At 59.9% G+C, this 14,251-nt stretch carries 12 protein-coding genes and 1 pseudogene; 1 reads left to right on the forward strand and 12 read right to left on the reverse strand.

Annotation, left to right across the window (positions count from 1 at the left end; genetic code table 11):
- Positions 1-32: 32 nt before the first annotated feature.
- From rsgA to NW812_RS00215, 12 genes and pseudogenes are all read right to left on the reverse strand, one after another.
- Positions 33-1,091: a ribosome small subunit-dependent GTPase A gene (rsgA, locus tag NW812_RS00160; RefSeq protein WP_414392990.1), complete on the reverse strand. Its 1,059-nt coding sequence runs from the start codon at positions 1,089-1,091 to the stop codon at positions 33-35.
- Entirely contained in the window at positions 1,088-1,351 is a 264-nt protein-coding gene (locus tag NW812_RS00165; RefSeq protein ID WP_414392992.1) for a sulfurtransferase TusA family protein, read from the reverse strand. Before NW812_RS00165 ends, rsgA begins: the two co-directional genes overlap by 4 nt.
- On the reverse strand, positions 1,348-2,526 hold the full coding sequence (gene dnaJ / locus NW812_RS00170) for a molecular chaperone DnaJ (protein ID WP_414392994.1): 1,179 nt from the start codon (positions 2,524-2,526) through the stop codon (positions 1,348-1,350). Before dnaJ ends, NW812_RS00165 begins: the two co-directional genes overlap by 4 nt.
- Positions 2,527-2,600: 74 nt before the next feature.
- The gene (gene dnaK, locus NW812_RS00175) at positions 2,601-4,409 is read right to left on the reverse strand and encodes a molecular chaperone DnaK (RefSeq protein WP_414392996.1); all 1,809 of its coding nucleotides are present in this window, start codon (positions 4,407-4,409) and stop codon (positions 2,601-2,603) included.
- 147 nt (positions 4,410-4,556) lie between these two features.
- Positions 4,557-5,285 (reverse strand): nucleotide exchange factor GrpE, encoded by a 729-nt coding sequence (grpE, locus tag NW812_RS00180; RefSeq protein ID WP_414392998.1) that lies wholly within the window; start codon positions 5,283-5,285, stop codon positions 4,557-4,559.
- A gap of 135 nt (positions 5,286-5,420) precedes the next feature.
- Positions 5,421-7,082, reverse strand: coding sequence for a bifunctional metallophosphatase/5'-nucleotidase (locus NW812_RS00185; RefSeq protein ID WP_414393000.1), 1,662 nt, complete (start codon positions 7,080-7,082; stop codon positions 5,421-5,423).
- 27 nt (positions 7,083-7,109) lie between these two features.
- Entirely contained in the window at positions 7,110-8,330 is a 1,221-nt protein-coding gene (locus NW812_RS00190) for a DUF445 domain-containing protein (protein WP_414393002.1), read from the reverse strand.
- Positions 8,331-8,414: 84 nt separating this feature from the next.
- Positions 8,415-9,341, reverse strand: a complete 927-nt coding sequence (locus NW812_RS00195) for a hypothetical protein (RefSeq protein WP_414393004.1) — start codon at positions 9,339-9,341, stop codon at positions 8,415-8,417.
- 118 nt (positions 9,342-9,459) lie between these two features.
- On the reverse strand, positions 9,460-9,597 hold the full coding sequence (locus NW812_RS00200) for a hypothetical protein (RefSeq protein ID WP_414393006.1): 138 nt from the start codon (positions 9,595-9,597) through the stop codon (positions 9,460-9,462).
- 18 nt (positions 9,598-9,615) lie between these two features.
- Positions 9,616-9,693, reverse strand: a pseudogene (locus NW812_RS00205) (S-layer homology domain-containing protein); the annotation flags it as partial.
- Positions 9,694-9,813: 120 nt separating this feature from the next.
- Entirely contained in the window at positions 9,814-10,854 is a 1,041-nt protein-coding gene (locus NW812_RS00210; RefSeq protein WP_414393008.1) for an NADP(H)-dependent aldo-keto reductase, read from the reverse strand.
- Between the two features lie 73 nt (positions 10,855-10,927).
- Positions 10,928-12,661, reverse strand: a complete 1,734-nt coding sequence (locus NW812_RS00215) for a hypothetical protein (RefSeq protein ID WP_414393010.1) — start codon at positions 12,659-12,661, stop codon at positions 10,928-10,930.
- Positions 12,662-13,123: 462 nt separating this feature from the next.
- Between NW812_RS00215 and NW812_RS00220 the strand changes: the two genes are divergently transcribed.
- Entirely contained in the window at positions 13,124-14,248 is a 1,125-nt protein-coding gene (locus NW812_RS00220) for a PP2C family protein-serine/threonine phosphatase (RefSeq protein ID WP_414393012.1), read from the forward strand.
- The last annotated feature ends 3 nt before the right edge of the window (positions 14,249-14,251 follow it).

Here is a 14,251-nt window from a genome sequence, read left to right on the forward strand (position 1 = left end):
AGACAATAACCTTGGCTGCGGCAGAGGCTGCCTCAATCCTCCTGCCAGTCGAGTTCGGGATTGGTTAGGATCTGACGGCTCTGCTTGCGGCAGGGAAAGTGATGTCTTTCCCCGCTTGGCTTGAAACTTGCCGCTTGCGCTTCCTGGAGTTCGTGTAAAAGCTGCAGGTAGAACGCTCGCCGCTCCCAGTCCAGCTCCCGCAGCCCACAACCCGGCTCCCGATCGTGCAGGCAATCGCGAAACTGGCAGGTGCCCAGTCGCTCCCGCACCTCCGGAAAGCAGTGGATTAGCTGCTGAGGCGAAACCGGCGGGATCCCTTCGCCAGCATTGAACCCCGGCGAATCGGCAATCCAACCGCCTTCTGGCAGAGGGAACAGCTCCACGTGGCGAGTGGTGTGCCGCCCCTGGCGCAGCTTCTCTGACACCGCTTGGGTGGCCAGCTGAACACCTGGCAGCAGCCGGTTGAGCAAGCTGGACTTGCCTACCCCCGAGGGGCCGGCTACCACGGAGATCTGATCCCGACAACGACGGCGGAGCTCGGGGATCCCGGCCTCAGTCAGGGCACTGACCAACAGCGGCTCATACCCCCACCGCTGCGAACGCTGCCGCCACTCCTCGGCTACCGCCGCTTCGACACAGTCACACTTGTTGAACACCACCTGAATCCGCAGGTGGCTGGCCTCTGCTTGCACCAGCAGACGGCTGAGGGCGTCGGGGTCAGGCTCCGGATCCGCCAGAGCCACCACCACCAGGACCTGGGTCACGTTGGCAATGGCCGGCCGCGACAGCTGAGTTCGCCGCGGCAGAATGGCCTCAATCGCCCCCCGCTCTGGCCAAAGAGGAGCAGCTGCTGGGGGCAGGCTAACCTCCACCCAGTCTCCCACCATCACCTGCTGTCCCCCTTTTTTGAGCTTGGCCCGCGCTGTGCAGAGGAGCTCTGCCGGCAGCGGCTTTTGGGCGGGGAAATGCCCCTCGATCTCGGGAAAGAGGGCAGCCAGCTCGGGATCGATGCGCACGCGATAAAAGTTGGCCTGGGCAGCTCGCACCCAGCCGGTGCAAGTGGATCCCTGCCCCTCCCTCTGGTGGCTCATGCCAAGTCCCCACGGCGTACCCAGAGGATGTAATATCCCTCGGGCGCCGCTTGTTGCCCTTCAATGGAATGGCCCGCCATCGTCAAGCTCTTGGGCACCTGCTCCAGGGGCTCCCCTGCATCCAGCCACAGCTCCAGCAGCTCCCCTGGGGCCATGCGTTCTAGGCGCAACTTAGCGCGCACGTAGTTGAGCGGACAGGGGATCCCGCGCTGATCCAGAACCAGCTTTACGTCTTGGGGGGGAACTGCCTCTGCCATCATTCCTCCTCCCGCTCCCGATGGCCAGGCATTTGGGCTAGCCCACGCAACAGCCCGCTCAAGAAGCCATCCCGCTTGTTGGTGCGTTCTCCATGCAGCTCAGCCAAGCGTAGGAGCAACTCTCGCTCTTCTGCGCTGAGGCGGGTGGGGATCTCCACCACCAGCGTGACTTTGTGGTCACCCCGCACCGCTGGGTTGCCAAGACGCGGCACCCCCTTGCCCTCCAAAACCAGCACCGTGCCTGGCTGGGATCCAGGGGGGATGACTAGCTCCGTTTCTTCCTCTAGGCCGGCTTTTGAGTCTACCGTGGGCACTGAGACTTTGGCTCCCAAGATAGCTTGCAGGTAGCTCACCCGCACCTCGGAGAGAATGGTGAGGCCATCCCGCTGAAAGTCGGGATCCGGCTCGACCGACAGGTAGACATAGAGATCTCCTGGCGGGCCGCCACGCCGACCGGCGTCTCCTTCGCCTGCAACCCGCAAACGGGTGCCGCTGTCCACGCCGGCAGGGATGTTGATGCGCAGCTTCTTGGTAGTCTGGATCACTCCCTCTCCGTTGCAGTGGGAGCAGGGCTCCTCCAGCACCTGGCCGCTTCCTCCGCAGGTGGGACAAGTGGAGACCTGGGTAAAACTGCCAAAGGGCGTTCGGGTGGCCCGTCGCACCTGGCCAATGCCGCCACAAGTGGGACAGGCTTTCATACCCCTGCCCGGTTTAGCGCCGCTGCCCCCGCAGACAGGACAGGTTTCCAGGTGGCTGATGCGGATTTGCTTTTCGCCCCCGAAGATGGCTTCAAGAAACTCCAGCTTCAGGTCAAAACGCAAATCATCCCCCCGCACCGGCCCTTGGCGGCTACGGGCATAGCCGATCCCTGCTCCGGCAAAATTGGTGAAAAAGCTCTCAAACAGGTCAGCAAAACTGCCAATGCCACCGAAATCCTGGAACCCACTGGCTGCTGCTCCGCTTAGCCCTGCCTCGCCATAGCGATCGTAGCGGGCCCTTAGCTCGTCATCGGAGAGCACCTCATAGGCGCGGTTGATCTCCTTGAAGCGATCCTCAGCCCCTGGCTCCTTGTTGACATCGGGGTGGTACTTGCGAGCTAGCCGGCGATAGGCGCGCTTAATCTCCTCCTTGGAGCTACCACGGCTAACCCCCAAGATTTCGTAGTAGTCGCGGGCCATAGAAACGCTTCAGAAAAAGAAAGCTCAAACTCGCTGAAGACACAACTGGCTAGACGACCTAACGGCAACTTTGCTCAGCAAGGGCCATAAATCTCGCTCCCCATCTCCAGCAGCGCTGCCCTCAGCTCTTCCATTGCCTTCTGCAAAGTCGCTAAGTCTACGTTATCATCTGACAGCAGTGCCCTCAATGTGCCCGCTGCCTGGGCCCCCCGCTGGCGGCAGGCCTCACTGAGGCGGCTAGCATGGTCCTGCAGTGTCTTTTCGTAGTTGTAGAGCAGGCTGTCTGACTGGTTGCGGGCTTCCGCCAACTGGCGCCGGCGGCGATCTTCTTCCGCGTAGAGTTCCGCTTCCCGGCGCATCCGCTCAATCTCACTGCTGCTGAGGCCGCCGTGGTTGGTGATCGTGATGCTTTGCTCAAGCCCTGTTCTCTTCTCGCGGGCTGAGACTTTGAGGATACCGTTGGCATCGATATCAAACGAGACTTCAATCTGGGGCACTCCGCGAGGGGCTGGCGGGATCCCAGTTAGCTGAAAACGGCCCAAGGTCTTGTTATCCTTAGCCATGGCCCGCTCCCCCTGCAGGACGTGAATTTCCACCATTGTCTGGCCGTCAGTGGCTGTGGAGAAGATCTGGGTTTTGCTGGTGGGAATGGTGGTGTTGCGCTCGATGATGCGGGTGAACACCCCCCCCAAGGTTTCCACGCCAATGGAGAGGGGGATCACGTCCAGCAGGAGCAGGTCTTTGACCTCTCCGCCCAACACGCCTGCCTGGATGGCTGCGCCAAGGGCCACTGCCTCGTCGGGGTTGACAGAGCGATCTGGATTTTTTTTGAAGATTTGCCGAATTTTCTCCTGAACAGCCGGGATCCGCGTCGATCCTCCCACCAGCAGCACGCGGTCGATGTCCTCCGGGGAGAGGCCCGCATCCTGCAGGGCCTGGAAAGTAGGCTCGACGGTGGCCTCTACCAGATCTCGCACCAGCTCTTCGAACTTGGCGCGGGTTAGCTCCACTTCCAGGTGCTTGGGCCCAGAGTCGTCGGCGGCGATAAAAGGCAAATTGATCAAGGTAACCTGGGTGCTGGAGAGCTCGATTTTGGCTTTCTCCGCCGCCTCCCGCATCCGCTGTAGGGCCATGCGATCTTGAGAAAGGTCGATCCCTTCCGTCTCGAGAAACTGACGGATGAGCCAATCCACAATTCGCCGGTCGAAGTCATCCCCGCCCAAGTGGTTGTTGCCAGCAGTCGCTTTTACCTCGAACACGCCGCCGCCCACCTGCAACACAGAGACATCGAAGGTACCCCCACCCAGGTCGAAGACCAAGATGCGCAGATCCTGATCCTGCTTGTCTAGCCCGTAGGCGAGAGCTGCCGCTGTCGGCTCGTTGATGATGCGCAGCACCTCCAGCCCCGCGATAGTACCGGCATCTTTGGTAGCCTGGCGCTGGGCATCCGTGAAGTAGGCAGGGACGGTAATCACGGCCTGGGTCACTGGCTCCCCTAGGTAGGCCTCCGCGTCGGCCTTTAGCTTTTGCAGGATCATGGCGGAGATCTCCTGGGGGGTGTAGGCGCGATCCTGTGCCACCACCTCCACCATGTTGTCCCGGCCAGGGATCACCTTGTAGGGAACCCGCCTCCGCTCTTCTTCGGTCTCAGCAAAGGTGCGGCCAATAAAGCGTTTGATGCTGTAGATGGTGTTTTCTGCATTGGTGACGGCCTGGCGCTTGGCCAGTTGTCCCACCAAGCGGACATTGTTCTTGGCAAAGCCGACGATGCTAGGGGTGGTGCGCCCTCCCTCAGCATTGGTAATCACCACGGGCTGACCCCCCTCCAAGACTGCCACACAGCTGTTGGTAGTCCCCAGGTCAATCCCGACAACTCTCCCCATAGCCCCTTTTCCCGCGCATCAAACGCCATCCCACCGAATCATTCTGCCCAGAGTCCCCCAGAAACCTTCAGGTGGTGCTTTCACCTTCACTGTAGCTCTCTGAAGGAGGTTAGGCTCTACTGGTCAAGGTTCATGGAAGCAGTTTTGCTAAGGACTGGGAGCAGTTTGGGAAGCATCAGGGGTGTCTTCAGCCCTGGGTTGAGGGTTGGCCCCCTCGCTTGGCGAAGAAGGCTCAGGGCTAGGACTGCCCGCAGAGACAGCTACCATGGCATGGCGAATCACCACATCGCCCAGCTTGTAGCCTGGCCGATATTCGGCAACTATCACATCTTCGGGGTACTCACTGCTGGGTTGGCGGGCTATGGCTTCGTGCAGGCTGGGATCGAAGGGCTGGCCCACTGATTTCATGCGGGATACGCCCATTTTTTTCAAAGACTCCACCAGTAGGCGATAGACGCTCTGGTAACTGTTGTGCAGTTCCCGCTCGCGCTCAGTCTCGATCCTTAACTGCTGCTGGGCCCGCTCAAAGCTATCTACAACCGGCAGGATCTCCAGCACAAATCGCCGTCGTTCCCTTTGGCTAAGCTCCTCCTGTTCTCGCTGAGTACGCTTCCGGTAGTTCTCAAAGTCAGCGTAAAGGCGTATGTAGGAGTCTTCTTTCTCTTTCAGTTTCTGGCGCGTTATTTCCAACTCCTGCTGGAGCTGCCTGACGGTCTCGTTGAGATCTGGAGAAGCCTCGCTAGGGGAGGTGCCGACCTCTGCTTCACGGTCTTCCAAAATGAGCTTCTCCAGCTCTGCTTCCACGTTGATTTCTTCTTCCTGGATCTCAGGATAGGTCTCTTCTGGGGGCATCGGTTGCTTTTCTTCAGCAGTCATAAGGACAAGCACCAAGCAGTAGCCACAACTGCCAAGTTTGGCGCCTCAGAACCACTGCGGTACTCAGCCAAACCAGGCTCTATGCTGATCGTATTCTACCGGCTGCTCTAGCGGCCAGTTGTGGCGTTAGTGGCTCTAGCCCACCAGCAGACTCTCCTGGGATCGATTCAAGCTCTGGGGAAAGTAGATCTCGGCCAAGTTAGGGATGAGGTGCCAGTTGTGGCTGTAGATGGGCTGGAGGGGGGAATGGGTGCGGATGTGGCGAGCGAGAAAATCGCGGATGCTCTCGGCAGAGATCCAGAGCATTTGGGCTTCCTGGAACATGCTGTAGCCACCGCCCCCACCGGCGCGGTAGTGGTTGATGGCTAGGCGAAAGGTTTGCTCCGGCTGCACCGGCTGGCCGCGAAATTGCAAGCTGACCAGGCGCTCGCCCACGGGCCGAGTGAGGTCAAAGCAATAGTGGATACCGTGGTAGAGGTCGAAGGTGTAGCCGCGAGCCTCGGGGGCGACGACAGCCTTGGGATCGGCTGGCAGGTGCTTGGGATCCAACTGGCGAAAATACCCAGCCGTCTGCTCAAGAGCGCGCCGCAGAATGTCGCCGGTGATCTCCAGAAGGCAGAGGGTGTTGTCGTAGACGGTGAGGCTGTAGGCGTCTTGCAGGAAGATGGGGCCTGCCGCCAACCCCGCATCGCTACAGATGTTAACCAGAGAGAGCTCCGCCGAGAGGCCGGCCTCCCGCACCGCCTGCAGTTGGGCCTGATGCAGCAGCTCCGCTAGAGGATTGGCTCCCAAACGGGCTGCCAGCCCGCCGCGATAGGCACAGCAGGCATAGCCAATAGGCTGGCGGATGTAGCGCAAGGTAGCTTGGTGGTAGGGCTCGGTGAGGGCTAGGAATTGGGGATCGGCCGGGATCCCTTCCGAAGCTAGCAACTGGGCGGTTTTGCGAACCACTTTCCAGCCACTGCCGTGGCGCTCCAGCTCTAGGGAAACTTGGGAAAGGTGGCTACCCCAGTAGCCGGGCTGGACAACCAGGGCCTTAGCTCCCCCTAAGCCCGCAATGGTCTGATGGGTATGGCCGGAAAGGATGACATCGATGCCCTCAAGCTGTGCCAAAGCCAGCAGCTCGTTTTCCCCTGCCAGACTCTTGTTGCTCACCCAGCCGGAGCGCTCCAGGCTAAGCCAGGCCTCGGGGGTGCGCAGAGGGGGCAACCGGTCAGGGCCGCTGTGCAAAATCAGCGCCAGCACGTCCACCTGAGGCCGCAGCAGCGACAGGTAGTGCTGGGTCGTTTCCAGCAGGGGGGCAAAGCGCAGCCCTGCGATGTAGTCGGGACGCTCCCAGGTGTCGATGCGGGGAGTGGTCAGCCCCAACAGGCCAACGCGGATCCCGCCCACTTCCCGGATGACGTAGGGTTGGAAGAGGGGATCCCCGTTGTGGCGGAGAATATTGGCGCAGAGGGTGGGACAGCGGAGGTCGGCGGCGAAATCCTGCAGCACCTGCAGCCCAAAGTTGAAGTCGTGATTGCCCGGCGTGAAGGCATCGTAGCCAAGGGCGTTGAGAGCCTGGGCTATGGGGTGAGGAGAGGCCCGCTCCACCTGGGCGTAGTAGGTGCCTAAGGGGGATCCCTGAATGGTGTCGCCGCTATCAATGAGCAACACCGGGTCTTGGCTGCTAGCCCGCACCTCCTTGATCAGGGTGGCTACCTTAGCTAGGCCGTGCTCTGCAGGGCTCCCGGTAAAGTAGTTCCAGGGATGCAGGTTGGCGTGGAGATCGGAGGTGTGGAGAATTGTTAACCTCATTCCACTATCCTAACGGCAGCCAACAGCTCACCTCAGCAAAAACAGCACTTGTACGCAGCCAACCAGAAATCCCAGCAGCCCTCCTAAGTTGACGATGGCCTGCAGTTCCTGACGCACAATTTGCTGAACGGCCTGCTCCAGCTCAGCAGGGGAAGTGGCGTTAACTTTGTCAGCAATCACCTGATCCAAGTTCAACACGGGGATCACCTGCATCATGAGAGATTCTAAGTCGCGCTCCAAGTGGCGCTCCAGGATCAAGGCGAGATCAGCACTGATCTGGTCAATGGAGGCCATCACAGCCTTGGAGCTGCGCAGCCGCCCCAACACCAAGCTGGCTACCTTTTCCCAGTCAATACTCTCTCCCAAGCTGCGAATGGCATCGGCTCCCTGGGAGCGCAGGTAGTCTTGGATCCCGTCGCGCAGGGTGCGGCGCAACTGGCGCACAGCAGAAAGGGGCAGGTTTTGCAGCGAGAGGTTCTGCAAGAGCTCTGTCAGGCGGCGCGAAGCGTTGAGGTCTTTGAGCAGATCCGCCAAGAGGGCTTCTGCACCTTCCGGATCTTCCAGGCAATAGGCGCGCAGACGCAGCAGGGCGTTTTTGAGGCCAAACAAGTTGGCTACCACCCAGTAGGAGCCGGTGGCCCGCTCGCGAAACTCTTCATCCAAGGCTTCGATGTTGCGATCGGTAAGAAAGTCCACTAGGTTCTGCCGCAGCACCTTTGGGGGCAGCGCCTGGTTCAGGATCCACTCCGAAAGCTGCCGGGCCTGCTCCGCATTGAGGCGCAGTTCCAGCAGCACCTGGTCAAACAGTTGGTTAATTGGCCCCTCCAAAAAGGTTTCCTGACGGGCAAGCACCTTCACCAGGCGAGGCAGCGACTCGTTAAACAGATCCGCCAGGATGCGAGCTAGCACTTGCGCCGTTTGCTGTTGGTGCTGGGGATCCTGCAGCCGATCCAAAGCCACCCCTAGCAGCCAGCGGATCCCTGCTTGCATGCGCTCGGTTTGCAGCAGCTTGCGAGCCAAGTTGTGCAGCTCCTCCGGCGTAAGCAGGGATCCCATAATGGTCTTGGCAATCTGCTTGGCCAGGCGGGGCTGATTCTGCGGGATCAGGCCGGGGGTAAAGGGAATGCGCCAGCCGAAGACCCGGTAGGGGCGATAGGGCCGGAAGAGCATCTTGATGGCGATGTCGTTGGTGAAGTAGCCGATCACCAGCCCGGCCAAGGGGGGCACAACGTAGGTCCAGACGGCCATGGGGCAAACTAGGGGCTCTTCTCTACTCTACCGACCTGCCGCTGACTGCTCCGGCCTTAGCAAGCCGGGGTAACACTGCCCACGCTATTGGATGATCAGGCTGTCCGTGAGTTCCAGCTCCACCAGGGTATTGGGCTGCAGCGTCACCACCCGGTCAATGTTGGTAGCGCTGGCAGCTGCGCCCACGAGACTGCCGGCCAAGATGGGCAAGAAACCCCATCCCCCGGTAAGCACCCCTAAGGCCAACCCGCCCGCTGCCCCGTAGCCCGCTCCCCGCGCGACGGTGGTGCCCATATCGGTGTTGCGATCCAGCCCAACCGGCAGCAGAGAAGACTGACCTCTGACGAGATAAGTGGAAAAGCCAATGGTGAGGCGATGAGCCACAAAGCGGCTGCCGACAACCCGCTCTTGGGAACTGGCGCCCTCCACCTCCCGGCTAGAAAGCTTCAGTTCTTGGTAGACCGGCTCGAAGGTGCCCCACACCACACTCCCTGGCGGGATCACCACCTGGCCAAAGCGATCCACCACCGGCTCAGCAACCTCCAGATGGGCACTGATGGCCTGGTAGGGCTGGAAGGTAATGGGGCGGTAGACTGTGAGGAGAAGGCGGGTACCGGCTGGCAGCTCGCCCCGCGTGGCTCCGGCCCGGTTTCCCCCTGGGCTAAGGTCGGGCCGCCGCTGGTAGGAATAAGCTTCGCCTGGAGAAGCTTGCTCACCTGGGGCTGTTTGAGCGGGCACCACCGGGATTGGATCCAAAACCGGGGTCGTGGAATCCAGCGGCATTTGCGGCACCTGAGGCACCGGCGGCAGGGCTTGCGGAGCCGTGGAACCGGGCGGGTCGCTGAGCAGAGGGAGGGTGGGGACGGGACTGGGCTGAGGAGCTTGGGGAGTAAACTCAAACTGCTGGGCAGCAACTGCAGTAGCCGCAGCAGCCCCCAGCACTCCGCCCACCAGCCACCCCAAGCCAACCCTTTGCCACGACAGCGAAAATGGCCGCAACGCTGAGCTCATGGATCCCATCCAGTCACACCTGGCAGTAGCTTAGCATCCTGACTGGCCTCACCCCCCTAGATGTAGGGGTGGCAAGGGCCAAGAAGCACTATTAAGGCCTATTGGCCGGGCACGTCCGCTAGTTTTCCTGAACCGCTGTTGCGATGGGGGCAGGGGCGAAGTTGGGAACCAGGTTGACGTCTTCGAAGCCGGCCAAGATAGCGTCAATTTGGCCGGGATCCTCAAGGAGCTTGCCGTTAGTGGCAGCGCAGGTCAAGACAGTGATGGCCTGGGCGCGGCTGGGGACATCGTTGGGGCGAAAGGTGCCGTCCGGGAAGCCGCCGATAATCTGCCGTCCATTGAGCCCGGCAATGCACTAAGCACCCCATTAGGTGCTGATATCAGAAGAGTTGAAGAAGACGAGCCAAACTGCGCACTCAGACAGGGAAACCTTCCAAAAAGTTCTATCCGGCTGCCGGTTTTGCCAGCCGTTTTAGGGGGCAGGATTGGGGTAGCGCTGATGCACTGCCTCGATCTCCACCAGGATCTCAGGCGATAGCTCCACCTCCAGGCAACTGAGGTTTTCCTTGAGCTGGGCGAGATTGGTGGCCCCGATGATGGTGCTAGTGACAAACCAACGGCTGCGCACAAAGGCCAAAGCCAACTGGGCAGGGGTCAGGCCGTGCCGGCGGGCAATCTGGACATAGGCGGTTACGGCCTCTTCCACATTGGGCTTGCGGTAGCGCTGGCCAAAGCTCTCAAACAAAACCAAGCGGGATCCCGGCGGCTTGGCGCCCCCTAGGTACTTGCCCGTCAGCACTCCAAAAGCTAAGGGACTGTAGGCTAGCAAGCTCACCTGCTCGTGGCGGCAGACTTCCGCCAAGCCCATTTCAAACGTGCGGTTGAGGAGGCTGTAGGCATTCTGAATCGAGACCACCTTGGGCAAGCCCAATTGCTCGGCCACGTGGCAGAACTCGCAGAGTCCCCAGGGGGTTTCATTGCTCAGGCCGATGTAGCGCACTAGGCCCTCCTGCACCAGTTCCGCCAGCCCCTGCAGTTGCTCAGCAATGGGAACTGTGGGCCGCTCTTGAGAAGGGTCGTAGGCCACGCCCCCAAACAGCGGCACATAGCGATCCGGCCAGTGGATTTGGTAGAGGTCGATGTAGTCGGTTTTTAGGCGTTTGAGGCTACCGGCCACTGCCTGTTTGAGGTTGTCGCGGGTGATCGACAAAGACCCGCCGCGGATCCAGTGCCAGGGCCGACCGGGGCCGGTGATCTTGGTGGCTATGATGAGGCGATCCCGGGGTTGGTGCCGCAGCCACTCGCCGATGTAGCGTTCTGTAGCTCCCTGGGTCTCCGCCCGCGCCGGCACCGGGTACATCTCCGCCGTATCGATGAAGTTGATCCCGTGCTCCACTGCGTAGTCGAGCTGCTCCCAAGCCTCGGCCTGGGTATTCTGCTCACCAAACGTCATGGTGCCCAGGCAGATCTCTGAAACCTGGAGAGGGCTGTGGCCAAGCTGGCGGTAGCGCATAGGGACTCTCGATCGCCTAACCCGAGACGTAGCCCTATTCTGAGGCCAGTTGCCTGCCTGTGGGATCCCTCGCCTACTGCAGGACAGGGACGTACTCGCGGTAGATCTGGTTTAAGATTTCCAGGCCAATGCGGCTGCGACTGTCGGGGGGGCGAGCTTCAATGGCCGCTTTGACCTGTAAAATCGTGCCCACCGGATAGGGCGAGCGCAACTCCTCCTGCTTGCCCAAAAACACATCGGTAAAGTAGTCGATCAGCCGCCGCACTTCCCCCATATCTTTGCGGGAGATCTCCATATCCAAAACGGTGGTCAATTTGGCTCGCATCGCCTGAAAGCTTTGCTGGCTGGTGTTAAGGGCCACCCGCTTGGCCAGGCTATCCACCAGAATTTGGCTGATCTTCTCCACATTTTGAGTCACGATCTCGCGGTGGCGGGCAGCAAAGCGCAGTTGCACTTCATGCAAAAATTGTTCTCGCTCCAGGATTTGGATGCCCTGCTGCTCCAGATCCACTCCGTAGCTTTGCAACTGCTTGTACTGGTTCAAAATCCATTGGCTGTAGAACGAATCGGCCAAAACCCGCCAGTAGCCGATGATGGTTGACTCGGCAAAGGGGATGCTCAGCAAATAGGCCTCGCTGGTGATCCAGTGCAAATGCTCGGTCAGGTTGTCCCGGTCTTTCTCGTCCAAGTAGGAGGTGCGCGGTACCCAAGCTGACCCGTACTCGCTTTTCACCTCTACGGGTAGGGAGACCAAGAGGGTGTCGAAAAATTGATGGAGGCTGAAAAGGAGAAACTTCTTCGGATCCTGGAGGCGGTTGAGCAGCTCTTGTTTTTTCTCTTCCTGATATTGAGCTACCAACTGCTGGGCCGCGGCGGCCTGGCTGCGCGCTGCCTCTACATCTTGCCGTAGCTTTTCGATTTCTTCCGTACTCGGCACCTCGCTAGCAGCAGGCTCCCACTCTCCGCTGAAATAACTGCCGCCCGGCCCTGGACTCCCGAGGCTTGCCAGCGGTTCGTCGCTGTCGTTGTCCAGAGTCAGCAAGTGAGAAAGAGCCCGCAGCCGAGCTCGTCGATTGGAAGAGCACAGGGATCCCACCTCCACCGGATCCCGACTTTCCCAGCCGTCCAGCCCACCGATGCGGTAGAGCGTATAGAAATACTTGCTAAGCAGCAGGGCGAGGAGATGGTGGTTTTTGACGTCGTTGTACTCCAAGTAGGCCCGCAGACACAGTTGAAAAGCGATGTTGGGCAGGCTGCGACACACCCCCATGATGTGGGAGTACACCCTTTGCAGGTGGGGCCGAAAGCGGCGTGGGATCGCCTCCGGCCGCAGGCCGCGCAGCAAAAACTCCGGCTGGCGCAGATCTTGGGGGGTGAAGTAAAGGCTTTCTTGCCAGAGCAGTTCGTCCAAGTCGCGGGCAAAAATCGGCCTTAGCTGATCCACGATTTGCACGACGACCGACTCGCTAAAAACCGGTATGACTTTTTCAATACGCAGTTGCTCGTAAACGGAGTACAGCCGCTCGCTGCGAAAGGACTCGATCGAGATCAGCCCCTTCATGGTTCCAATCCGACCGTCGCGCGTAAGAAACTTGTACACAATCTCGGCGGTGGCGTTGGGAGAGAGGATGAGAGTTCCTGTTAGATCAGGGGAAATTTGCAAAGGTCGCAGCAGGCGGCTGGTTTCGCTAAGGCTGAAGCAGCTCCAAGCTGCAGGGTTAAGCACCACCGACGATAAGCTGGCCAGCCATTGCTTCTCGTCCAGGTCTTCCAGACGAATCTCCCCCTCGAGGGCTCCAGTTGGCATGGGCGGCGGGGCGGTGCGTCCATCCTCAAGTGGAGAAGCAGATGGCCATCGTGGAGATGCACTCATGGGACACCACCCCAACGCGAGGGAGAAGGGACTGTTAGACGCTCTCGAATCTGCAGGTAGACTATAGAAGAAAGTATTCCCAGGTAGGTGTGATCTGCATCTCCCAAGGGACTTGGCGACTCTCCCTGGCGGCAAAGGGAAAGGGCATCCTGGAAGGTCTTTACCCCCATTCTTCAGTATCCTGAGAAAGTTAGTTTCTGGGTAGCGGGCAATTACGGTTTGGGAGCGTCAGAGAGAGATAAAGGAGATTGCGGAAGCAACCTCTACTACTGCTAGCGGGCTAACTGGCGGCAACTCCCTCCTTGCGGGTTAGCGACCGGATAAAGCGAGTGAGGAGAGGGGCGTTCTGGCAGAGCGCCTGAACGCGGTTTCAGCTTCGGGGATAGGAGGGCAGGGATGACGACTATTCTGATTGTTGACGACGATCCCACCATTTGCTTGCTGTTGAAGCGATCCCTGGAGCAGCAAGGCTACACCGTCGAGATAGCCAGCAATGGTTCGGAAGGGCTGGAGAAGGCCCATCTCCTAGTCCCAGGGCTGATTATCTGCGACTGGATGATGCCTGATATGGATGGGCTGGAAGTCTGCCGGCGCATCAAGGCTGATCCCAAGTTTTCCACCACCTTCTTCATTTTGCTTACCGCCCGCACCGAAGTCGAAGACCGCATTCAGGGCCTAGATGCTGGGGCAGACGAGTTCCTCAGCAAGCCCATCGATCCCAATGAATTGCGAGCGCGGGTGCGGGCTGGGCTACGCTTGCACCAGCTCAGCCATGACCTGCAGCAGCAAACTGCTCGACTGCGGGCGGAGTTGGCCGAAGCAGCTAGCTATGTGCGCTCGCTTTTGCCCAAACCGGCTCACTTCCCCCTTCACCAGATAGCGATTGAGTGGTGCTTTTTGCCCTCCCAGGAGCTGGGGGGCGATTCGTTTAACTACCAGTGGCTGGACGAGGATCACCTAGCCATTTACCTTCTGGATGTCTCAGGGCACGGGGTGGGATCCGCCCTCTTGTCCGTGTCGGTGGTGAACCAGCTGCGCTCCCAGAGCCTGCCCGACACCGACCTGCGGCAGCCAGATGCGGTGTTGCGCGCCCTCAACCAGTCCTTCCAAATGGGATCCCACCATGACATGTACTTCACCCTCTGGTATGGGGTTTACCAGCCGGGATCTCGCTTGCTTTCTTTTGCCAGCGCTGGCCACCCCCCCGCTCTGTTGGTTGCTCAATCGGATCCCATCCCCCTAGAGCTGAAGACACCCAATTTGCCCATTGGCGTTTTGCCCGAGCAGGACTTTGTCAGGGACGAAGTGCGGATCCCGGCGAACAGTTGTCTCTACGTGTTCAGCGACGGGGTTTACGAAGTGTCCAGCTCGGAAGGGATCTGGGGGATAGAGAACTGGAAGTCGTTCCTAGGCGCCCATGCCTGCATTGGCGTCGATCACGTTCTGCAACACATCCAATCTTTCCGCGGCAGGGCAGCTCTTGAAGATGACTTTTCTCTGCTCCGTATCAGCTTTGGCTAGTAG

It is taken from the genome of Synechococcus sp. O70.2 (genome assembly GCF_047462135.1).
In the GTDB taxonomy this organism is placed as follows: domain Bacteria; phylum Cyanobacteriota; class Cyanobacteriia; order Thermostichales; family Thermostichaceae; genus Thermostichus.